Genomic DNA, 20,786 nt, shown 5'->3' on the forward strand with positions numbered 1-20,786 from the left:
GGGGTGCGATGCGGCATTACAGTTTTATGATGCGTGATCCAGCACTGTAATGAACAGGGTTTCGACAACCATGGACGACACCGGCACCGCCCCGCCCCTCCGGCCGCTGACCGCCCGCTCGGTCGTGCTCTCCACCCTGCTCGGGCACCACCCGCCCGCGCTGCCGGCCCGCGCGCTCGTCCGCGCGGGCGCGCTCTTCGGCACGGCCGAGGGCACGGTCCGCACCGCCCTCACCCGCATGGTCGCCGCCGGCGACCTGGAACAGCGGGACGGCACCTACCGGCTCACCGACCGCCTCCTCGCCCGCCAGGCCCGGCAGGACGACAGCCGCGCCCCGCGCACCCGCGCCTGGGACGGCGGCTGGGAGATCGCCGTCGTCACCACCGAGCGCCGCGCCCCCGCCGACCGGGCGGCCCTCCGCCAGGCGATGGCGGCCCTGCGCCTCGCCGAACTCCGCGAGGGCTGCTGGACGCGCCCGGCCAACCTCGTCCGCGACCGGCCCGCCGTCGTCGCCGGGCAGTGCGCGGTCTTCACCGGCGAGCCCGAGGACGACCCGGCACGGCTCGCGGCGACGCTGTGGGACCTGGACGGGTGGGCGGCACGGGCGACCGCACTGGAAGCGGCCCTGCGCCCCGGAAGCCTCGCCGAACAGTTCACCGTCTCGGCGGCGGTCCTGCGCCATCTGCTGGCGGACCCGGTCCTGCCGGGTGCGCTGCTGCCGCCGGGGTGGCCGGGGGAGCGGCTCCGCGAACACTACGAGGCGTTCGACGGAGCCTTCCGCGAACTGCTGCGGGGGCACCTCGGGGTGTAGGGGATTTTCTCCCCAGCCCCGCCCCTTCCCGTAACTGGGGCTCCGCCCCGGACCCCGGTCCTCAATCGCCGGACGGGCTGATTCCAGCCCGTCCGGCGTTTGAGGACAAGCGGCGCAGCCGCTTCGGGGGTCCGGGGGTTTCCCCCGGTTTCGGGAAGGGGCGGGGCTGGGGAACAAAACCCACGTGCGGGGCAATCACGCTCGCGCCACCAGTGACCACGTACGACGCTGGCTTCATGATCCGCAGATGCGCCGCCGCGCTGGCCCTGCTCGTGGCATTCACCGCTGCCCCCGCCAACGCGGCTCCGCCGCAGACGCGCACCGTATCCGCCTGGATGCCCTACTGGGAGCCCGGCGCCTACCAGGACGCGCTCGCCCACGCGGAGCAACTGCACACCGTCAACCCCTTCTGGTACGAGGCCACCGCCGCCGACCGCGTCACCGCGCACCCGGGCGCCGGCGACCGGGCCGTGATCGACGGGCTGCACCGAGCCGGGATCAAGGTCGTGCCGACCGTCACCGAGAGCCTCGACGCCGCCGCGATGGCGGATCTGACCGGGGACGCGAAGGCCCGCGCCACGCACGTCGACACCCTGGTGCGGCTCGCCACCGGCCTCCCGTACGACGGGCTCGACCTCGACTACGAGCAGATGAACGAGAGCGCCAAGAGCCCGGCCCTCGTCGACCGCGTGCGCACCGGCTTCACCACCCTGATCGGCGAGGTCTGCGCCAGGCTGCACGCCCTGCGCAAGGAGTGCACGGCGGCCGTCTTCCCCCGGTCCGACACCCCCGGCCACGACGGCGGTCCCGTCTACGACTACGCCAGGCTGGGCCGGGCCCTCGACCGGCTGCGGATCATGGGCTACAACCTGCACGACGCCCTCGAGCCGCCCGGCCCGCTCTCCACCCCCGGCTGGTACGACGAGATCCTGCGCTACGCCACCGCCCGGCTGCCCGCGGACAGGATCGAGATGGGCATCCCGGCCTACGGCTGGGACCACGTGGTCGGCGACCCCGGCCGGGCCACCCACCGCACCTGGCGGGAGGCCGACGCGCTGCGCCGCAAGGTCGGCGCGCCCTACGCCCTGGACCCCGTCGCGCGCACCCCCCACTTCACCTACACCGAGGGCGGCAAGCAGCGCGAGGTCTGGTACCAGGACGCGCGCGGGATCGCCGACCACCTGCGCGTACTGCGGAAGTACGGTGTTGGGGGGACGGCACTGTGGGCGCTCGACTTCGAGGACCCGGACCTGTGGCCCGTCCTCGCGGGCGACCCGCCCGCCGCCGGGGACCGGGAGAATATGAGCAGTCGGTGACAGTTCGGCCGCCCGAAGGGTCGAACGTCGCACTGTTGTGCTGATGGGACGGATACTGGCCGCATGTCACGCGTGCTTCTGATCGAGGACGACCGGGCCGTACGGGAAGGTGTCACCCTCACCCTGCGCCGCCGCGGCCACGAGGTCGAGGGCGCCGCCACCGGCGAGGCCGGTATCGCGGCCATGGAGACCTTCCGGCCGGACCTCGTCCTGCTCGATCTGATGCTGCCCGACAAGAGCGGCTTCGAGGTGTGCCGCCGGATCCGCGCCACCCGGCAGATCCCGATCATCATGCTCACCGCGCGCGGCGACGACATAGACGTCGTCCTCGGCCTGGAGGCGGGCGCCGACGACTACATCGTCAAGCCCGCCCGCGGCGAGGTCCTCGAGGCCCGGATCCGGGCCGTGCTGCGCCGCGCCGCGCCCGGCGACGGCGGCCCCGACCCGGCCGTGACCCAGCCGGTCGAGACGCACGGCGACCTCACCATCGACCGCGCGGGCCTGCTCGTCGCCAAGCACGGCCAGGACCTGCCGCTGGCCCCCTCCGAGCTGAAGCTGCTGCTCTACCTGTCGTCGACGCCCGGCCGGGTCTTCAGCCGCCAGCAGCTGCTGGAGCACGTGTGGGAGCACAGCTACCACGGTGACGCGCGGCTGGTCGACGCCTGTGTGATGCGCCTGCGGACCAAGGTCGAGGAGTCCACGAGGTCGCCGAAGTACATCCAGACCGTGCGCGGTTTCGGTTACCGGTTCGGGCCCCTGTGAGCCGCCGGCTCCTTCCGCGCTTCCCCGGATTCCGCCGCCCGGAGTTCCGCCGTCCCACCCTGCGCGGTGTCGCGGGCGGGCTGCGGGCCCGTCTGGTCGTGGCGTTCCTGCTGGTCGCGGCCCTCAGCGCGCTCACCACGGCGGCGCTGACCTTCCGCTCGGCCCGCACCGCGATCCTCAAGCACACCCAGGACACCGCCATCGACTCCCTGCGCTCGCAGGTGAACTCGCAGGTGCCCGACTACACCTTCCCGCTGACCGCCCAGGCGCAGGAGGACCTCAGCCGCCGGCTCACCGCGGCCGGCGGCGCGCAGCACTGGATCATCCACCTCCGCTACCAGGGCGGGGCGATGGTGCCCGCGGCGGACACCGACCGGATCATCCCGCAGGGCCTGCAGCAGAAGGTCCGCTCCGGCATCCCGGCCTTCCAGCGGATGGACATCGGCGGCAACCCCTGGCTCTCCATCGGCCTGCCCGTCACCTTCAAGGACAACGGCCAGGACTCCGGCCTGGAGGTCTACGCGCAGATGGCGCTCCGCGAGGACGAGGCCAATGTGCAGGCCCTGGTCAAGGCCGCGCAGAGCGGCGCCCTGCCCGCGGTCGCGCTGGCCGCCGTGCCCGCCCTGATCGCCGCGCGCGGGGTGCTGCGGCCCGTGCGCGAACTGCGCCGCGCCTCCCGGAAGATCGCCGCGGGCGAGCTCGACACCCGGCTGCGGGTGACCGGCCGCGACGAGCTCGCCGACCTCTCCCGCACCTTCAACGACATGGCCGAGGCGCTGGAGGAGAACGTCGCCGAACTGCGCCGCATGGAGGCCAACTCCCGGCGCTTCGCCGCCGACGTCTCGCACGAGCTGCGCACCCCGCTGGCCGCCATGACCGCCGTCGTCGACGTCCTCGACGAGGACGCCGCCTCGCTCGACCCCGACACCGCCTACGCAGTCCGGCTCATCAGCGAGGAGACCGGGAAGCTCGCCCGCATGGTCGAGGACCTCATGGAGATCTCCCGCTTCGACGCGGGGGCCGCCGCCCTCCACCTGGACGAGGTCGACGTCTCGGAGACCGTGCGCAAGACCCTCCAGGCCCGCGGCTGGCAGGAGAAGGTGACCGCCGACCTGCCGGAGGGCGTACGGGCCCGGCTGGACCCGCGGCGCATCGACGTCGTGGTCGCCAACCTCGTCGGCAACGCGCTCAAGCACGGCGGGGAACCGGTGAGCGTCGCGGTCCGGGCCGAGAGCCGGGACACCGGCGAGCGGCTGCTGATCGAGATCGCGGACCGGGGCGCGGGCATCGACCCCGAGGTCCTGCCGCACGTCTTCGACCGGTTCTTCAAGGCGGACTCCGCCCGCGCCCGCTCCGAGGGCAGCGGCCTGGGCCTCGCCATCACCCTGGAGAACGTCCGCCTGCACGACGGGACGGTACGGGCCGCCAACGCACCCGGAGGAGGAGCGGTGTTCACCGTGGAACTGCCCCTGCGGCGCGGCGGGGGTGAGGAGGCATGAGGCTGTCGGGCACCGCCAGGAAGCCCCACGCCGCCGTTGCCGCGGCGCTGCTGCTCACCACGCTCGCGGGCTGCGGCGTCACCACCACCGACGCCATCGACGCGGGCCAGCCCGCCACGGGTGCCAGGAAGCAGGGGATCACCAACACCTATGAGGTCCGGCTCTACTTCATGACGCCGACCGGCATCGCGTCCTCGTCCCGTGAGGCCGGGGACAAGGTCGGCGCGGAGGACGCGATCGCCCTGCTCCTGAAGGGGACGAACCAGCCGGAGAAGGAACGCGGGATGTACTCCGACCTGCCGAAGCTGAACGGCGAGGTCCACGTCACCACCGGCACCATGCGGGTGGGCATCCAACTGCCGTACAACGTGCTGAAGCTGTCCCTCGTGGCACGCAGCCAGCTCGTGTGCACGGCGGCGAACGCCGAGGTGCCCCGGGGGCGGGCGATCCAGGACGTGAAGGTGGAGCTCAGCGGCGGCAGTTACGTCATCTCGGACCTGGTCTGCGACAACAACAACGCCTTCCCCGCGGCCCAGGTCCCCACCAAGGCGGCGGTGTCCGCCCCCTGACGGCCGTCAGATCTTGGGGAAGCTGAAGGTGTAGCCCTGCTGCTTGAGCCAGGGCAGCAGCCGGGCGAGCGCCTCGACAGTCTGGGCGCGCGAGCCGCCGCCGTCGTGCATCAGCACGGTCGGGCCCTTGCTCAGCTCCCGCTCGGCCGTGTCGAGGATCTTGTCGACGCCGGGGTGCTCGAAGTCCTTGGTGTCCACGTTCCAGCCGAGCGGGCGCATGCCGTTCTCGGCGGCGATCCTCCGGCTGTCGGGGGTGAACGCCCCGCCCGGCGCCCGGTAGTAGCGCACCGGCTCGCCGCCCGACGCGTCCTCGATGAGCTTCTTCGCGTCCAGGATCTCCTTCTCCTGGTACGCCACCGGCTTCTTGTCCATGCGGGTGTCGTGCGAGATCGAGTGGTCGCACAGCCGGTGCCCCGCCGCGACGACCTTCTTCACCAGGTCCGGGTGCTTCTCGGCGTTCGGGCCGATCATGCAGAAGGTCGCCTTGGCGCCGTACTGCTCGAGCAGGGAGAGGACCTTGGGGGTCCACGTGGGGTCCGGGCCGTCGTCGAAGGTGAGGTTGACGGTCTTGCCCGGGTCCTCCGAGATCCGCACGATCTCGTCGCTCACGCCCTTCCCCGGCGCGGGACGGTCCGTCACCGGGGCGCTGCTCCCGCCGCTCCCGCCGTGATCGACGGCCGCGGCGATGGTGCCGGCGGCTATCGTGAAGACCGCCGCCGTGGCCGCGATCCGGATCTTGTGCTTCTTCGGCAGCGCCATGGCTCTTGCCCTCCCTGTCCGCGGTCTCTGTCACCACACAAGAGGGAGCGGGCCGGGGCGAGGGTGCGCCTGTTACGGATTCATCATGGAGCGGGGACACGGGGCTCATCTCCCGTCGTCGGCGGGCCCCTCGACGCCACGTCAGGAGCCGGGCGGGTCGGTGGACCCGTCCGGCTCCCGAGGGCGGTCGATCACTGGCCCCCGGCCCGGAACCCCCGCAGCCGCAGGCTGTTGCCGACCACGAACACCGACGAGAAGGCCATCGCCGCCCCCGCGATCATCGGGTTGAGCAGCCCCGCCGCGGCCAGCGGCAGCGCCGCCACGTTGTAGCCGAACGCCCAGAACAGGTTGCCCTTGATGGTCGCGAGCGTCCGCCGGGCCAGCCGGATCGCGTCCGCCGCGACCCGCAGGTCGCCCCGGACGAGCGTGAGGTCGCCCGCCTCGATCGCCGCGTCCGTGCCGGTGCCCATCGCGAGTCCCAGATCGGCCTGGGCCAGGGCGGCGGCGTCGTTGACCCCGTCGCCGACCATCGCGACCGAACGGCCCTCGCCCTGCAGGCGCTTGACGACGTCGACCTTGTCCTGCGGCAGCACCTCGGCGATCACCTCGTCGATGCCGACCTCGGCGGCCACCGCCTCGGCCACGGCCCGGTTGTCGCCGGTCAGCAGGATCGGCGTCAGCCCCAGCGCGCGCAGCCTGCATATGGCCTCCGCGCTCGTGGCCTTCACCGCGTCGGCGACCTCCAGCACCGCCCGGGCCTCGCCGTCCCAGGCCACCGCGACGGCCGTGCGCCCCGCGGCCTCGGCCTCCTCCTTGGCCCGGGCGAGGTCCGAGGGCAGCGGCATCGCCCAGGCGTCGAGCAGCTTCTGGCGGCCGACGAGCACCGCGTGGCCCTCGACCACGCCCTGCACGCCCAGTCCGGGCACGTTGGCGAAGTCCTCCGGTACGGACAGCGCGCCGACGCGCTCGGCGGCGCCCGCGGCGATCGCCCGCGCCACCGGGTGCTCGGAGGCGTGCTCCAACGCGCCCGCGAGCCGCAGCACATCGGCCTCCGCCGTGCCCCGGGCGGTGTGCACCTTCAGCAGCGTCATCCGGCCGGTGGTGACCGTACCGGTCTTGTCCAGCACGATCGTGTCGACCTTGCGGGTGCTCTCCAGCACCTCGGGCCCCTTGATGAGGATGCCGAGCTGCGCGCCCCGGCCCGTGCCCACCATGAGCGCGGTCGGCGTCGCGAGGCCGAGGGCGCACGGGCAGGCGATGATCAGCACGGCCACCGCGGCCGTGAACGCGGCCGTCAGGCCCGCACCGCTGATCAGCCAGAAGGCCAGCGTGCCGAGCGCGAGGGCGATGACCACGGGCACGAACACCGCGGAGATCCGGTCGGCGAGCCGCTGCGCGGCCGCCTTGCCGTTCTGCGCGTCCGCGACCAGCTCGGCCATCCGGGCCAGCTGGGTGTCCGCGCCGACCCGGGTCGCGGCCACGACGAGCCGCCCGCCCGCGTTGAGCGTCGCACCGGTGACGCCGTCGCCCACCCCGACCTCGACCGGGACGGACTCACCGGTGAGCATCGAGGCGTCCACCGCGGACGTGCCCTCGACGACGGTGCCGTCCGTGGCGATCTTCTCGCCGGGCCGGACGACGAAGCGGTCGCCGACCGCGAGGTCCTCGGTGCGGATCAGCTCCTCGCGGCCGCCGCGCAGCACGGTCACCTCCTTGGCGCCCAGCTCCAGCAGGGCCTTGAGCGCGGCCCCCGCCCTGCGCTTGGAGCGGGCCTCGAAGTAGCGCCCGGCCAGGATGAACGCCGTCACCCCGGCGGCCGCTTCGAGATAGATGTTCTCCGCGCCGTCGCTCCGCGCGATGGTCAGCTCGAAGGAGTGCGTCATGCCAGGCATGCCCGCGTCGCCGAGGAACAGCGCCCACAGCGACCACAGGAACGCGGCCGACGTCCCCACCGAGATCAGCGTGTCCATGGTCGCCGCGCCGTGCCGGGCGTTGGTCCAGGCGGCGCGGTGGAAGGGCCAGGCCGCGTAGGTGACGACGGGGGCGGTCAGCGTCAGGGACAGCCACTGCCAGTACGTGAACTGCCAGGCCGGCACCATCGCCAGGACCACCACGGGCACCGCGAGGACCACGGAGGTCAGGAGCCGCTGCCGCAGTGTGCGCAGCTCACCGCCTCCGTCGTCGGCCTCGTCGGCGGTGCCGTCCGCGTCGGGAGCGGGACCGGTGTTCCGTACGGGCCGGGGCACCGCGGCGGTGTAGCCCGTGGCCTCCACGGTGGCGACGAGGTCGGCGACGGTGAGGTCCTCGCGGTAGGTGACCCTGGCCTTCTCGGTGGCGTAGTTGACGGTGGCCTCCACGCCGTCCATGCGGTTGAGCTTCTTCTCGACGCGTGCGGCGCACGAGGCGCAGGTCATGCCGCCGATGGTGAGTTCGACCTGGGTGGCCGTGGTGGTCATTGGTGCTCCTGGGGCTGAGGGTGATACCCCCTGGGGGTATCTGGCAGAGATATGTATACCCCCTGGGTGTATGGCGGGGCAAGGGGTGGACGCACCTGAGGCGGATACCGACAGGGGGTATCCGCCTCAGGTGTGTCCGGGTGTCGTACGCCTTACGGCTGGAGGCCGCCCAGCCGCCCCTCCAGCAGGACGAGCAGGTCGGCCAGCGTGTCCGCGAGCCGGTCGCGGTGGTCGTCGCCGAGCCCGTCCAGCAGGGTGCTCTCGTAGTCGAGCTGACGGGGCACCAGGCGGTCGATGAGGGCGGTGCCCGCCTCGGTGAGGGAGAGGTGGGCCACGCGCCGGTCGCGCTCGTCGGCGCGGCGGGCCACGAGGCCGCGCGCCTCCAGGACCCGGAGCCGCTTGGTGACCGCCGCCCCGGAGGCGAAGGTCTCCCGGGCGATCTGCCCCGGAGACAGCTCCCGGCCGGTGCGCCGCAGCGTGCCGAGGATGTCGAACTCCGCGCGCGTCAGTCCCTCCCGCACCAGCGGCGCGTCGGTCGCCTGCTGCAACAGCGCCGCGCAGCGGTTGAGCCGGCCGATCACGGCCATCGGCGCGGTGTCGAGTCCGGGGTGGACCTGCTGCCACTGGCGCAGCACGCGCGCGACGACGTCCTCGGTCACGGTGGGGATCCTTTCGGCTGGGTGCTCCCGACAGATTCTGCCGTCCCGGGGCGGTCGTCCGCTGACCAGGCCTTCGGTCCCCGGCTACGCGGCGGCCGGGGCGAGGCGCCGGACGAGCGCGGCCAGGGCCTGGTGGCCGTCGCGCTCGGCGCGCTCCACGTGCCCTTGCGGCAGGGTGCGTCGCCGCCACTCGCCGGCCGCCGCGTCCGCCGTCTCCCGCAGTTCCACGAGCGCGGTCGCGAGCCGGTCGCGGGCCCGGCCCGCTTCGTGGGCGGAGTGCGGGGCGTCCAGCAGGGTCAGAGCCGTGGCCCGCGCCTCGACGACCCGGCCCACCGCGGCGTCGACGCGGTCCGCCCGGCGCCGGTCGGTGACCAGTGCGCAGGCGAGCAGCGCGACCGCCGCGCCGACGAGCGTATCGGCCCAGCGGTCGCCGACGAGCGGGCGAACCGGGTGACTGCCCGTGAATTCACCGAGCAGCAGCGACATCGGGGTGACGCAGACGGTCGCGAGCCAGTAGTTGCGGGTGATGAGTGCCTCGGCGCCGAACTGGAGGGCGACCGACAGCGCCACCATCGCGAGGGGCCCGGTCCGGGCGACGGGCAGCAGCGCGGTGAACAGCAGCAGCCCCAGGAGGTTGCCGAGCACGCGCTGCACGGCCCGCTGCCAGGACAGCGCGGAATTCGCCTGGAAGACGGAAGCGGCGGTCACCACGGCCCAGTACGGATGGCCGATCCCCAGAGCCACCGACGCCCAGCCCGCCAGCACGCACCCGGCCAGGACCCGCGCCCCGAGGGGCAGCAGCGGGGAACCGGGCCGCAGCCGGTCGAGCGCGGTGGGCCCGCCGGACGGCCGCTCACCGGGCGTGACACCCCCGCCGGTGGCCTCGCCCGGCAGCGCACGCCCCTTGCGGAGGTCGCGTGCCCAGGCGTCGTACAGCTCCGCCCCCGCGGTGGATCCGGGACGGTCCGCGGTCGCCGACTCGGCCCGTACGAGCAGGAGTTCCAGCCCCGCGAGCACACCGTCGTCCCGGCGCCGCGACGGCGCGCGGCGGAGTTCGGCGCGCGCCGCGTTCGCCAGGGCGACCGCGGTGTGCCGGGCGCGCGGGGCGGCCGCCGTGTCCGCGCGCAGCAGCCGGGCCGCGGCCTCCAGTGCGCGGGCGGTGGCGATGCGCTCCGGGCCGTACGGCCGCACGAGCCGGGGAGCCATGCAGATCAGCCACGCGAGCGCGCCGCAGGCCAGGACGAGCCCGACATGGAAGGGCACCTCGCCTGTCCGCTGCGGCACGAAGCACGCGGTGGAGGTGACGAAGGTGAGGACGATGCTGCCCGGCGGGCCGGTCCGGAACGCGTCGCACAGCGTCTTCTGCGCCGCCGCGAGCAGCGCCGCGACCACGACCAGCAGTGCGACGGAACCCGTCAGGGACGCGGCGGTCAGTGCGACGCCCACCCCCGCCGCCATGCCGAGCACCACCCCGGCGAGCGCGCGGCCGCGCGCCGCGTACGGCCTGGCGTGGCCGTAGAGGGCGCAGAGCGCCCCGGCCGAGGTGTAGAGCGCGAGGTCGAGGCGGTCGGTGGCGAGCAGGACGCCGTCGGGGGCCGCGATCGCGGCGACCGCGCTGAACGCGGGCTTGTGCCAGATGTCCCCGGCGCGGTTCAGCCGGATCGTGCCGCGCAGGGGAAGGCGTCGGGTGGTCTGTTCGGGCATGCAAAAAGGTTAGCAAGTGTTTTACTCAGAAAATAATTCCATCGCGCGGGCCCTGCACTGCGCCGGGCTGCCCCACGCGGACCGCAGGGCGCGCGCCTTCCCGAGCCACAGCGACAGGTCGTACTCCGCCGTGTAGCCGATCGCCCCGTGCAGCTGGAGCGCGGTGCGGGCCGCCGCGTACGCCGCGTCGCAGGCGGCGGCCTTCGCCGCGGCGACCTCGGCCGGGGCGCCCGGCGCCCCCGCCGCGAGCGCGACCGCGGCGCCGAACACCAGCGGCCTGGCGAACTCCAGGCCCATCAGCGTGTCCGCCAGCCGGTGCTTGACCGCCTGGAACGCGCCGACCGGCGAGCCGAACTGGGTGCGCTGCCGGACGTACGCCACCGTGCGCTCCAGCAAGGCGCACCCCACCCCCAGCGCCTGCGCGGCGACCGCGAACGCCGCGTGGTCCGCCGCGTACGCAGCCGCCTCCCGCACCGCGGGGCCCGCGGCCAGCGGCTCGCCGAGGTCGCACGGCCGGGCAAGCCGCCGCGCGGGATCGAGCGACGGCCGTACGGGGCCGTGCCCGGCGGCCAGCCGCAGGGTGTCCGTGCCCGGCGCCACCGCGAAGACCGCGTCGCACACGTCCGCGTCCAGGGCGTACGGACCGCCGCCCGGCAGTGTCAGGGTGACCCGCGCCCCGCCGGTGCGGACGCGGGGGAGCCAGGCCGCCGCGGGGGCGGCCGCGCCGCGCTCGGCCAGGCGGGAGAGGAGCGCGGCCGCCGCGACCGTCTCGACGAAGGGGCCGGGCGCCGCGTGCCGCCCCAACTCGACGAAGGCCACGGCGAGTTCCACGGGCAGCGGCCCCGCGCCGCCGTACGCCTCCGGCGTGGCCAGCGCGAAGACGTCCATGGCCGCCGCCCGCTCCCACACGGCCAGCCCGGGCCCGTGCTCGCCCCGGGCCCACGCCCGGACGGCCGACGGGGTGTCGGCCGCGCCGAGCATGCGCGCGAGGGAGCGCTGGAAGTCGAGCTGCGAGGTGTCGAGCGAAAGCTTCACGCGCTGTGTCCTCCCGCCGGACGGGGCGACGGTGTTCGCGCACCCGGAGTCCTGTGCGCGGTCACGGCCGGCGCCGGCCGCGCGGCAGCCCCAGCAGGCGCTCCGCCACCACGTCCCGCTGGATCTCGTTCGTCCCCGCGTAGATCGGTCCCGCCAGCGCGAAGACGTATCCCTCCGCCCACTCGCCCGCCGCCGACTCGCCTTCCGGGCCCAGCAGATCGAGCGCCGTCTCGTGCAGCGCGAGGTCCAGCTCGGACCAGAAGATCTTGTTGAGGCTGGACTCCGCCCCCAGTGAGCCCCCGGCGGCCAGCCGCTCCGCATGGGTGTAGGTGAACAGCTGGTACGCCCGCGCCTTGATCACCGCGTCCGCCACCCGGTCCCGCAGCGCCGTGTCGCCGGGGTCCGCGGTCTCGCGCCACAGGGCGACCAGCCGCCGGGCGGTGGCGAGGAAACGGCCGGGGCTGCGCAGGGTCAGCCCGCGTTCGTTGCCCGCGGTGCTCATGGCGACGCCCCAGCCCCGGCCCGGTTCGCCGATCACGTCGGCGTCCGGCACGAACACGTCGTCGAGGAAGAGCTCGGCGAAGGCCGGTCTGCCGTCGAGACGGCCGATGGGCCGTACCGTCACCCCGTCCGCGTCCAGCGGGAACATCACGTACGTCAGCCCGTGGTGCGGCGGCCGGTCCGGGTCCGCGTGGCTGCGGAACAGCCCGAAGGCCCGGTCGGCGAAGGCCGCGCGCGAGGACCAGGTCTTCTGGCCGCGCAGCAGCCAGCCGCCCCGCTCGCGCACCGCGACCGACCGCAGCGCCGCGAGGTCCGAGCCCGCCTCCGGCTCGGACCACGCCTGCGCCCAGACCGTCTCGCCGCTCGCCATCGGCGGCAGCACCCGGGCGCGCTGCTCCTGTGTGCCGTGGGCGAAGAGCGTGGGGGCGAGCAGGGCGATGCCGTTCTGGGTCACCCGGCCGGGCGCGCCCGCCGCGTGGTACTCCTCCTCGAAGAGCAGCCACTCCAGCAGCGAGCGGTCCCGGCCGCCGTACGCCGCGGGCCAGGAGACCACCGACCAGCGGTCCGCGGCCAGGGTCCGCTCCCACGCGCGGTGTTCGGCGAACCCCTCCCGCGTCTCCAGCGAGCGCAGGGGGGTGCGCGGCACGTGCGCGGCCAGCCACGCGCGGGCCTCCGCGCGGAACGCCTCCTCCTCGGCCGTCAGGTCCAGGTCCATCAGGCGCCGCGCTCCTTCGCCTTCATGGCCTTGATGTCCATGCCGCCGAGCGGACCGTTGCCGGTCTCCGCGTTGTGGGCGTGCGCGAGGTGGTGGAGGGCGAAGGCCGCGTCGAGGCCGCTGTGCAGCCCCTGGAGGTCCTCGGCCTGGTTGACGGCGCGCTTGGCGAGGGCGAGGCCCATGCGCGGCATCGCGGCGATGCGCAGGGCCAGTTCGTGTGTGGCGAGGGCGAGTCCGGCGCGCGGCACCACACGGTTGACCATGCCGATCTCGTACGCGCGCCGGGCGCTCATCCGGTCGCCCGTGTAGAGGAACTCCTTGGCGACGCGCGGTGGCATGACCCACGGATGGGCGAAGTACTCGACGCCGGGGACGCCCATGCGCACGACCGGGTCGGCGAAGAAGGCGTCGTCGCTCGCCACGATCAGGTCGCAGATCCACGCCAGCATCAACCCGCCCGCCACACAGGCGCCCTGGACGGACGCGATCACGGGCTTGGGCAGCTCGCGCCACCGCCGGCACATGCCGAGATAGACCTCGGACTCGCGCGCGAAGCGGCTGTCCGCGCCCGCCTTGCCGCAGTGGTCCCACCACAGGCCCGCCCGGCGCGCGTGCGGGAGATGGGCGTCGCGCTCCGGGGTGCCGATGTCATGGCCCGCGGAGAAGTGCTCGCCCGCCCCGGCGAGGACGACGACCCCGATCCCGTCGTCCCCCGCGGCTCGCTGGAAGGCGTCGTCGAGGGCGTAAGTCATCGCGGAATTCTGCGCGTTGCGGTACCTCGGCCGGTTCATCGTGACCGTCGCGACCGGGCCCTTCCGCTCGTAACGCACTGTCGGGTCAGTGGACATGCCCATCCTTCCCTAACAAGTGTTTGGTAGGTTAACGTACGGCCATGAGCAGCGTCGAGGAGTCCCGCACGGAGTCCCGCACCGCCTCCCGGCCCGTACCACCGCCGTATCCCCCCGGCCACGAACTGCTGACGGGCCGCACCGCCGTCATCACCGCCGCCGCCGGCACCGGCATTGGCGGGGCCACCGCGCGACGGTTCCTCGAAGAGGGCGCCCGCGTCGTCATCGGCGACGCCCACGCCCGCCGGCTCCGGGCGACCGTCGCGGCGCTCTGCGACGGCTTCGGCGCCCGGCAGGTCGCCGGACTGCCCTGCGACGTCACCGACGAGACCCAGGTCGCCGCCCTCTTCGACCTCGCGGAGGAGCGGCACGGCACGCTCGACATCGTCGTCAACAACGCCGGTCTCGGCGGCACCGCCGATCTGGTGGAGATGACCGACGAACAGTGGGACCGGGTCATCGACACCTCACTGAACGGCACCTTCCGCTGCACCCGCGCCGCCCTCCGCCGCATGCGCGCCGCGGGCACCGGCGGCGTCGTCGTCAACAACGCCTCCGTCGTCGGCTGGCGCGCCCAGCGCGGCCAGGCCCACTACGCCGCCGCCAAGGCGGGCGTCATGGCCCTCACCCGCTGCGCCGCCGTCGAGGCCGCGGCCCACGGCATCCGCGTCAACGCGGTCGCGCCGAGCCTCGCCATGCACCCCCACCTCGCCAGGGTCACCACCCCCGAGCTGCTCGCCGAGCTGACCGCGCGCGAGCCCTTCGGGCGCCCCGCCGAGCCCTGGGAGGTCGCCAACGTCATCGTCTTCCTCGCCAGCGGCTACTCCTCGTACATGACAGGGGAGACGGTCTCGGTCAGCAGCCAGCGCGCGTGACCGAGAATGACCCCGTGCCCAACAGCAAGCAGACCACCGAGAACCCCGCCGCCCCCGAGCGTCGCCGCGAACTCCTCGCCACCGCTGCCGAGGTGTTCGCCGCCCACGGCTACAACGCCACCACCGTCCGCAGGATCGCCGACGAGGCGGGGCTGCTCGCGGGCAGCCTCTACTACCACTTCGACTCCAAGGAGTCGATGCTGGACGAGATCCTCTCCACCTTCCTGGACGAGCTGTGGGCGGGCTACGACACCGTGCTCGCCTCCGGCCTCGGCCCCCGCGAGACGCTGGAGGCCCTGGTCACCGAGTCCTTCCGCGAGATCGACCGGCACCGCCCCGCCGTCGCCATCTACCAGAGGGAATCCCGCCACCTCGTCGGCCGCCCCCGCTTCGCCTATCTCGCCGACTCGCAGCGCAGATTCGAGAAGGCGTGGCTCGGCACCCTGCGACGCGGCGTCGCCGAGCGGGTGTTCCGCGCCGACCTCGACACCCGGCTCACCTACCGCTTCGTGCGCGACACCGTGTGGGTCGCCGCGTCCTGGTACCGGCCGGGCGGAGCGCACACGCCCGAGGAGATCGCCCGCCAGTACCTGTCGATGGTCCTGGACGGCATCGCCGTCCGGGACTGACGGACCTTTGGAGGAGCAGCAGCCATGGCCGAGGCCTATGTCGTCGAAGCGGTACGCACCCCCGTCGGCCGGCGGGGCGGCGGGCTCTCCGCCGCCCACCCCGCCGACCTCGGCGCCCATGTGCTGCGGGCCCTGATGGACCGTACGGGCGTGGACCCGGCCGCCGTCGACGACGTCGTCCTCGGCTGCCTCGACGCGGTCGGACCGCAGGCCGGCGACATCGCCCGCACGAGCTGGCTGGCCGCGGGCCTCCCCGAGGAGGTGCCGGGCGTCACCGTCGACCGGCAGTGCGGCTCAGGGCAGCAGGCCGTCCACTTCGCCGCCCAGGCCGTGCTCTCCGGCACCCAGGACCTCGTCGTCGCGGGCGGCGTGCAGAACATGTCGCAGATCCCCATCGCCTACGCCGCCCGGCGCGCCGCCGAACCGCTGGGGCTCGCCGTCGGCCCGTACGCCGGTTCCGACGGCTGGCGGGCCCGCTACGGCGACCGGCCCGTCAGCCAGTTCCACGGCGCCGAGACGATCGCCGAGGAGTGGGGCATCACCCGTGCGGCCATGGAGGAATTCGCGCTGCGCTCGCACCGGCGGGCCGTGCGGGCCGCCGACGAGGGGCGCTTCGACCGCGAACTCGTCCCCTGGGGACAGGTCACCGCGGACGAGGGCCCCCGCCGCGACACCTCCCTCGCGAGGATGGCCGCGCTGCCGCCCGTGCTGACCGGGGGGACGCTCACCGCCGCGCTCTCCTCGCAGATCTCGGACGGGGCGGCCGCCGTCCTGATCGCGAGCGAGCGCGCCGTGCGCGACCACGGCCTGACCCCGCGGGCCCGCGTCCACCACCTCTCCGTACGGGCCGAGGACCCCATCCGGATGCTGTCCGCGCCCATCCCGGCCACCGACCGCGCGCTGAAGCGGACCGGGCTGACGATCGACGCTATCGACCTCGTGGAGATCAACGAGGCGTTCGCCTCCGTGGTCCTGGCCTGGCTCCGCGAGACGGGTGCGGACCCGGACCGGGTCAATGTCAACGGGGGCGCGATCGCGCTGGGTCATCCGCTGGGAGCGACCGGGGCGAAGCTGCTGACGACGTTGCTGCACGAACTGGAGCGCACCGGCGGCCGGTTCGGCCTGCAGACGATGTGCGAAGGCGGAGGCCAGGCGAATGTGACGATCATCGAACGCCTGTGACCACCGGGGCCCTTTTCCGGGCTTGGTACTGGTGAGCTCGCGTATTCACTTGCTTCCGGGGGGGACCGGGCGCAACGTGAGGTCCGATACCCGCCGGACTCCGCTGCCGTCGTACCGCAGTCTGACGGAGGTGGTCGTGCTCCGGGCCCAGCCGACCTCACTGGTACCACCTCTCCCCGAAAGGTCTCTCCATGTCTTCCCGTCTGGACTCCAAGGTCTTCGTCGTCACCGGCGGCTCCTCCGGCATCGGCCTCGCCGTCGCGCGGCGACTCGCGTCGGAAGGCGCCGCCGTCGTCATCGGCGCCCGTCGCAAGGACATCGGTGAAGGGGCTGCCGAGAGCATCCGGGCCACGGGTGGCCGGGCGCTCTTCGTTCCCGCCGATGTCTCCGTCGAGGCCGACGCCGCCGCGCTGGTCACGGCGGCGCTCTCCGAATTCGGCCGCCTGGACGGGGCGTTCAACAACGCCGGCTCCGTCAATGCCTCCGGCCCGGTGTCCAGTATCGACGGCGCCGCCTGGAACGCCGAGATCGCACAGAACGTCACCAGCGTCTTCAACTGCCTCAAGCACCAGATACCGGAGGTGCTCAAGACCCGCGGGGCGATCGTCAACAATGCCTCCAACATGGGGGTCGTCGCGCTGCCCGGCATCGCCCCGTACGTCGCCGCCAAGCACGCGGTCGTGGGCCTGACCCGGGCCACCGCGCTCGAAGTGGCCGAACAGGGCGTGCGTGTCAACGCCATCACCACCGGCGGCGTCGACACGCCGCTGGCCCGCACCTCGATGCTGACCAGCGACGAGGCCGTCGCGCAGATCTCGGCAATGCACCCGGTGAACCGCATCGCCCGGCCCGAGGAGATCGCCCCGTTCGTGGCGTTCCTGCTGAGCGACGACGCCTCGTTCATCACCGGCGCAGCCCTCGCGATCGACGGTGGATTCACAACCCGCTGACCGCCGGTCCACTGGTGGGCTCGCGTATTCAACTGTTGCCAGGTCCCTGTGGAGCCCAGCCTGCTGGTGACCTTCCGTGATCCCCTGCGGCGTATCGGCTCCATGTTCCGCCGACCCCGTCAGCCGATGGGCCAGCAGTTGACGGCGTCATAGACCGTCTCGCCGCACTGGAACCTCATGCCGTACTCGCAATCGGGCATTCCGTGCGCCGCAGCCGAGTCCCACACGCCACCGCAGCAGCCCCAGCAACCGGTGGTCGGGCTGCAGCACGTGTCGCCGTCCACACACGGCCCGGGCGGAGGCGGACACCCGGCCGCCACGGAGCGTACGGAGCGGTGAGCACCCTGCCGAGGCATCCACCGCCCGGCCGCAGGCCGTCCCGTCCGCTCCTGCGGCGCGGGCTGCCCGGACCCCCGCAGCTCCAGGACGGCCCGCAGCAGGCCCCCCAAAGCAGCGGCCTCCGGCGTACCGGGATCCTTGAGCTGCAGCCGGACCAGGTGGTGCACATGGTCGTCGCACGGGACCTGGCCGATTGTTTCGACGCGTTCGATGAGCGTGACCGGAATCGCGGTCCAGTTCCTGCAGGCCGTACCAGGGGCGAACCGGATGACATCCGGCTCGTCAGCGGCCTTGACCATGCCGATCAGGGGTGCGGTGGGAGTGAGGGAGTCGGATGCGAGCGCCCGATGGAATTCTTCCCCGGTGAATGACCTGCCCATGACGTAATCCTGTCGCTATGGACGGTGACGCCCTGATTCATTCCCCTTGCGCATCTTGATCACCCCTGGCACGCTTCTGCGGCTCGGGGAACCTGCCTCGCCCCTTCCCGAAACCGGGGCGTGCGCCGGACCCCCGGCGCTCACCGCAGCGCCGCCAACGCCAAAAGCGTCTCCGACGCCTCCCGCATCACCCGGTCCACCAGCTCCGCGCACGACGGCAGGTCGTCGATGACCCCGGCGACCTGCCCCGACGTCATCACCCCCAGATCCGTACGCCCGTCCACCATCGCGGCCTTCAGCAGCATCGGGGTGTTCGCCGCCAACAAGACCTGACTCCATGTCAGTTCCCTGCCGTGCCGCATGGCCAGCCCCTCGCGCAGCATCCGCAGCGGGCCCAGGCCCGACACCTCCCGGAACGCGGACGCGTGCCGCAGGGCCCGGACGAGCGCGGCGGCGCGCCCCGAGCGTTCGAGCGCCGTGACGAAGGGTGTGCGCAGCATCCGGTGGGGGAGCCCGTCGACCTTCGTGGTCACCGTGACGTCCGCGACGGAGGCCGCGAGGTACGCGGCCTTCACCGCCGCCGGGACCGTGCTGTCGGAGGTGAGCAGGAAGCGCGTGCCCATGGCGACCCCCGCCGCCCCGAAGGCCAGCGCCGCCGCCAGCCCCCGCCCGTCGTGGAAGCCGCCGGCTGCCACCACCGGGATGCCGACCGCGTCCACGACCTGGGGCAGCAGCACCGTCGTCGCCACCTGGCCGGTATGGCCGCCGCCCTCGCCGCCCTGCACGACGACCGCGTCCGCGCCCCACGCCGCGACCTTCTCGGCGTGCCGCCGCGCGCCCACCGACGGGATGACGACGACACCGGCGTCCTTGAGGCGGGCGATCAGCTCCCGCGAGGGCGCGAGGGCGAAGGAGGCGACCCGCACCCCCTCCTCGATGACCACGGACACCCGCTCGGCCGCGTCCCCGGCGTCCGCGCGGAGATTGACCCCGAAGGGGCGGTCCGTGCGCGAGCGCACCTCCCGGACCGCGCCCCTGAGCTGATCGAGCGTCATGGTCGCGGAGGCGAGGATGCCCAGCGCCCCCGCGTTTGCGGACGCCGACACCAGCCGGGGGCCCGCCACCCAGCCCATCCCGGTCTGGACGAGCGGGTGCCGCACGCCCGTCAGCTCGGTGAGCGCCGTCCTCACGTCCGCACCTCCTCCCCTCGCAGGGCACGCGGGTCGAGGACGTCACGGATCAGGCGCAGCTCCTCGGCCGTGGGGGCGCGGGTGCGGGGCGCGTGGTCCGGGACGTCCAGCCGGAAGCCCGTCGCCGCCCGCAGCTCCTCGGCGGTGACGCCGGGGTGCAGGGAGCGCACCCGCATCGTGCGGTCCGGCGTCTCGAAGTCGAGCACGGCCAGGTCGGTGACGACGCGGGGGATGCGGTGGAAGCGCGTGGCGGACGGGCCGGCGGCGGCCGCCCGGTCGTAGCCGACGCCGCAGACCATGTCGACCTTCTCGACCAGCACCCGGGGGGAGTGCCGCGGGATCCAGTAACTGGTCGGATGGTTCAGGGTGTTGGCGGGCGCCCCGCGCACGCCGAGGAGCTGCCGGGCGGGCCGCCGCCAGTCGCCGACGCACGAGATGTTCTGGTTGCCGTGCCGGTCGAGCTGGCTCGCGCCCATCATTACATGCCGTCTGCCGCCCGTGACCAGCGCGAGGTGGCGGCGGAACGGCAGCCACCCCTCGACGGCCGTGGCGGGCTCGCCCAGCGCCGGCACGTCGGCGATCAGCATCGCCTCGCCGTCCGTCAGCAGCAGATCCGGCGAGAACGTCAGCCGTGCCAGCCGCGCGCCGATCGTCGGCACCACCCCCATCGGGCTCGCCAGGATCTCACCGTCGCCGCGCCACGCCTCCGCGCACGCCACGACGCACACCTCGGCCCTGGTCGCCGTCATGCCGCCGCCCCCTTGAAGGCGGCGACGGCCGCGCGGTAGGCGGCCTCGTCCCCGGACAGGAAGCGGCCCGTGAACTCCCGCCACGCCACCGGGTCGGCGGCCGCCTCGGCGTACACGGCCTGGAAGGCCTCGTCCCGGTCGTAGTCGGGCACGCAGGACGTGAAGTGCGCGCCGCCCGGCGCCTCGACGACGCCGTTGACGCACGTCCGCTGCACCAATAGGGTCTGCGGCCCGCCGGCGGCGGCGAACTCCGCGCTGTCGACGACGCGTTCGCAGGATACGTATGCCTCCCGCGCCGCCTCGCAGAAGAGGTCGTCGAAGTACGGGTCGGGCCCCAGGTACTGGGCGTTGCCCCGCGCGTCGGCCCGGTTGAGGTGCACCAGCGCGGCATCCAGCGTCAGCGCGGGCACCGCGACGAACTCCTCGCCGTCCTCGTACGGCGAAGTCACCGTCCGCAGCCCCGGGTTGACCACCATCACGTCCGAGCCCAGGCCCGCCCGCACGGGCAGGAACGGCAGCCGGTGCGCGGCCGCCGTCAGCCCCCACATGAACATCGCCTCGTCCAGTTCCGTCAGCTCGAACGCCCCTCGCTGCCGGGCGGCCCGGAAATGCGGTTCGAGGGGGATGGAGTCCAGCGTGGCGAAGGGCGCGACGAGCCTGCGGATCCGCCCTGCCGCCGCGAGCAGGCCCACGTCCGGGCCGCCGCAGGACACGACGGTGAGGCCGTGGACGTCCGACCGCAACAGGGCCCGTACGAGGGCCATCGGCTTGCGCCGCGAGCCCCAGCCGCCGATGCCGAGCGTCATCCCGCTCTCCAGCCGGGAGGCGGCCTCGTCCGCGGTCATCCTCTTGTCGGAG

Annotated in this window: 20 protein-coding genes; 9 read left to right on the forward strand and 11 right to left on the reverse strand. The window is 73.6% G+C overall.

The genetic code is table 11. The annotated features are described in order from the left end of the window. Positions 1-70 precede the first annotated feature (70 nt). The 5 genes from DXZ73_RS34890 (at position 71) to DXZ73_RS34910 (ending at position 4,957) form a co-directional block, all read left to right on the forward strand. The gene (locus DXZ73_RS34890) at positions 71-811 is read left to right on the forward strand and encodes a PaaX family transcriptional regulator C-terminal domain-containing protein (RefSeq protein ID WP_116214931.1); all 741 of its coding nucleotides are present in this window, start codon (positions 71-73) and stop codon (positions 809-811) included. 236 nt (positions 812-1,047) lie between these two features. Then, positions 1,048-2,127, forward strand: a complete 1,080-nt coding sequence (locus tag DXZ73_RS34895) for a glycosyl hydrolase family 18 protein (RefSeq protein ID WP_116216082.1) — start codon at positions 1,048-1,050, stop codon at positions 2,125-2,127. 63 nt (positions 2,128-2,190) lie between these two features. Further along, a complete protein-coding gene (locus DXZ73_RS34900) occupies positions 2,191-2,889 on the forward strand; it encodes a response regulator transcription factor (RefSeq protein WP_116214932.1) in 699 nt (232 codons plus the stop codon). After that, positions 2,886-4,388, forward strand: a complete 1,503-nt coding sequence (locus DXZ73_RS34905; protein WP_205519294.1) for an ATP-binding protein — start codon at positions 2,886-2,888, stop codon at positions 4,386-4,388. The genes DXZ73_RS34900 and DXZ73_RS34905 overlap by 4 nt, the downstream gene beginning before the upstream one ends. Further along, entirely contained in the window at positions 4,385-4,957 is a 573-nt protein-coding gene (locus DXZ73_RS34910; protein ID WP_116214933.1) for a hypothetical protein, read from the forward strand. Before DXZ73_RS34905 ends, DXZ73_RS34910 begins: the two co-directional genes overlap by 4 nt. Positions 4,958-4,963: 6 nt before the next feature. On the opposite strand, the gene DXZ73_RS34915 is transcribed toward DXZ73_RS34910, so the two are convergent. The 7 genes from DXZ73_RS34915 to DXZ73_RS34945 form a co-directional block, all read right to left on the reverse strand. Next, a complete protein-coding gene (locus DXZ73_RS34915; RefSeq protein ID WP_116214934.1) occupies positions 4,964-5,716 on the reverse strand; it encodes a polysaccharide deacetylase family protein in 753 nt (250 codons plus the stop codon). 191 nt (positions 5,717-5,907) lie between these two features. Continuing rightward, on the reverse strand, positions 5,908-8,172 hold the full coding sequence (locus DXZ73_RS34920) for a heavy metal translocating P-type ATPase (RefSeq protein WP_116214935.1): 2,265 nt from the start codon (positions 8,170-8,172) through the stop codon (positions 5,908-5,910). 152 nt (positions 8,173-8,324) lie between these two features. After that, positions 8,325-8,831 carry a MarR family winged helix-turn-helix transcriptional regulator gene (locus DXZ73_RS34925; protein WP_116214936.1) on the reverse strand — a complete coding sequence of 169 codons (507 nt, stop codon included), beginning with the start codon at positions 8,829-8,831 and terminating at the stop codon, positions 8,325-8,327. A gap of 84 nt (positions 8,832-8,915) precedes the next feature. Beyond that, entirely contained in the window at positions 8,916-10,535 is a 1,620-nt protein-coding gene (locus tag DXZ73_RS34930) for an FUSC family protein (protein WP_116214937.1), read from the reverse strand. Between the two features lie 21 nt (positions 10,536-10,556). Next, a complete protein-coding gene (locus DXZ73_RS34935) occupies positions 10,557-11,570 on the reverse strand; it encodes an acyl-CoA dehydrogenase family protein (RefSeq protein ID WP_116214938.1) in 1,014 nt (337 codons plus the stop codon). A gap of 61 nt (positions 11,571-11,631) precedes the next feature. After that, positions 11,632-12,786: an acyl-CoA dehydrogenase family protein gene (locus DXZ73_RS34940; protein WP_116214939.1), complete on the reverse strand. Its 1,155-nt coding sequence runs from the start codon at positions 12,784-12,786 to the stop codon at positions 11,632-11,634. Beyond that, complete coding sequence (locus DXZ73_RS34945; RefSeq protein WP_425315890.1) at positions 12,786-13,634, reverse strand: enoyl-CoA hydratase; 849 nt, start codon at positions 13,632-13,634, stop codon at positions 12,786-12,788. The genes DXZ73_RS34940 and DXZ73_RS34945 overlap by 1 nt, the downstream gene beginning before the upstream one ends. Before the next feature lie 44 nt (positions 13,635-13,678). Here DXZ73_RS34945 and DXZ73_RS34950 point away from each other — a divergent pair, with 44 nt between their 5' ends. The 4 genes from DXZ73_RS34950 to DXZ73_RS34965 all read left to right on the forward strand — a co-directional run bounded on the left by DXZ73_RS34950 (position 13,679) and on the right by DXZ73_RS34965 (position 17,270). Beyond that, positions 13,679-14,509: an SDR family oxidoreductase gene (locus DXZ73_RS34950; RefSeq protein ID WP_116214941.1), complete on the forward strand. Its 831-nt coding sequence runs from the start codon at positions 13,679-13,681 to the stop codon at positions 14,507-14,509. Then, entirely contained in the window at positions 14,506-15,138 is a 633-nt protein-coding gene (locus DXZ73_RS34955; protein ID WP_425315891.1) for a TetR/AcrR family transcriptional regulator, read from the forward strand. The genes DXZ73_RS34950 and DXZ73_RS34955 overlap by 4 nt, the downstream gene beginning before the upstream one ends. 24 nt (positions 15,139-15,162) lie before the next feature. Next, positions 15,163-16,320 (forward strand): acetyl-CoA C-acetyltransferase, encoded by a 1,158-nt coding sequence (locus DXZ73_RS34960; protein ID WP_116214942.1) that lies wholly within the window; start codon positions 15,163-15,165, stop codon positions 16,318-16,320. Between the two features lie 191 nt (positions 16,321-16,511). Continuing rightward, the gene (locus DXZ73_RS34965; protein ID WP_116214943.1) at positions 16,512-17,270 is read left to right on the forward strand and encodes an SDR family NAD(P)-dependent oxidoreductase; all 759 of its coding nucleotides are present in this window, start codon (positions 16,512-16,514) and stop codon (positions 17,268-17,270) included. Between the two features lie 119 nt (positions 17,271-17,389). Here DXZ73_RS34965 and DXZ73_RS34970 read toward each other — a convergent pair whose 3' ends face one another. The 4 genes from DXZ73_RS34970 to DXZ73_RS34985 all read right to left on the reverse strand — a co-directional run bounded on the left by DXZ73_RS34970 (position 17,390) and on the right by DXZ73_RS34985 (position 20,773). After that, on the reverse strand, positions 17,390-17,989 hold the full coding sequence (locus tag DXZ73_RS34970; RefSeq protein WP_116214944.1) for a hypothetical protein: 600 nt from the start codon (positions 17,987-17,989) through the stop codon (positions 17,390-17,392). Between the two features lie 140 nt (positions 17,990-18,129). Next, positions 18,130-19,179: an NAD(P)H-dependent flavin oxidoreductase gene (locus tag DXZ73_RS34975; RefSeq protein WP_116214945.1), complete on the reverse strand. Its 1,050-nt coding sequence runs from the start codon at positions 19,177-19,179 to the stop codon at positions 18,130-18,132. Beyond that, complete coding sequence (locus DXZ73_RS34980) at positions 19,176-19,928, reverse strand: CoA-transferase subunit beta (protein WP_116214946.1); 753 nt, start codon at positions 19,926-19,928, stop codon at positions 19,176-19,178. Before DXZ73_RS34980 ends, DXZ73_RS34975 begins: the two co-directional genes overlap by 4 nt. Then, positions 19,925-20,773, reverse strand: coding sequence for a CoA transferase subunit A (locus tag DXZ73_RS34985; RefSeq protein ID WP_116216085.1), 849 nt, complete (start codon positions 20,771-20,773; stop codon positions 19,925-19,927). The genes DXZ73_RS34980 and DXZ73_RS34985 overlap by 4 nt, the downstream gene beginning before the upstream one ends. Positions 20,774-20,786 lie beyond the last annotated feature (13 nt).

The sequence above is a fragment of the Streptoverticillium olivoreticuli subsp. olivoreticuli genome (assembly GCF_003391135.1).
Taxonomy (GTDB): Bacteria; Actinomycetota; Actinomycetes; order Streptomycetales; family Streptomycetaceae; genus Streptomyces; species Streptomyces blastmyceticus.

Coding starts and splice junctions, on each gene's coding strand:
- DXZ73_RS34960 (WP_116214942.1), top strand. CDS start 15,163: ATGGCCGAGGCCTATGTCGTCGAAGCGGTACGCACCCCCGTCGGCCGG.
- DXZ73_RS34920 (WP_116214935.1), bottom strand. CDS start 8,172: ATGACCACCACGGCCACCCAGGTCGAACTCACCATCGGCGGCATGACC.
- DXZ73_RS34930 (WP_116214937.1), bottom strand. CDS start 10,535: ATGCCCGAACAGACCACCCGACGCCTTCCCCTGCGCGGCACGATCCGG.
- DXZ73_RS34940 (WP_116214939.1), bottom strand. CDS start 12,786: ATGGACCTGGACCTGACGGCCGAGGAGGAGGCGTTCCGCGCGGAGGCC.
- DXZ73_RS34915 (WP_116214934.1), bottom strand. CDS start 5,716: ATGGCGCTGCCGAAGAAGCACAAGATCCGGATCGCGGCCACGGCGGCG.
- DXZ73_RS34965 (WP_116214943.1), top strand. CDS start 16,512: ATGTCTTCCCGTCTGGACTCCAAGGTCTTCGTCGTCACCGGCGGCTCC.
- DXZ73_RS34945 (WP_425315890.1), bottom strand. CDS start 13,634: ATGTCCACTGACCCGACAGTGCGTTACGAGCGGAAGGGCCCGGTCGCG.
- DXZ73_RS34900 (WP_116214932.1), top strand. CDS start 2,191: ATGTCACGCGTGCTTCTGATCGAGGACGACCGGGCCGTACGGGAAGGT.
- DXZ73_RS34970 (WP_116214944.1), bottom strand. CDS start 17,989: ATGGGCAGGTCATTCACCGGGGAAGAATTCCATCGGGCGCTCGCATCC.
- DXZ73_RS34910 (WP_116214933.1), top strand. CDS start 4,385: ATGAGGCTGTCGGGCACCGCCAGGAAGCCCCACGCCGCCGTTGCCGCG.
- DXZ73_RS34980 (WP_116214946.1), bottom strand. CDS start 19,928: ATGACGGCGACCAGGGCCGAGGTGTGCGTCGTGGCGTGCGCGGAGGCG.
- DXZ73_RS34950 (WP_116214941.1), top strand. CDS start 13,679: ATGAGCAGCGTCGAGGAGTCCCGCACGGAGTCCCGCACCGCCTCCCGG.
- DXZ73_RS34895 (WP_116216082.1), top strand. CDS start 1,048: ATGATCCGCAGATGCGCCGCCGCGCTGGCCCTGCTCGTGGCATTCACC.
- DXZ73_RS34985 (WP_116216085.1), bottom strand. CDS start 20,773: ATGACCGCGGACGAGGCCGCCTCCCGGCTGGAGAGCGGGATGACGCTC.
- DXZ73_RS34890 (WP_116214931.1), top strand. CDS start 71: ATGGACGACACCGGCACCGCCCCGCCCCTCCGGCCGCTGACCGCCCGC.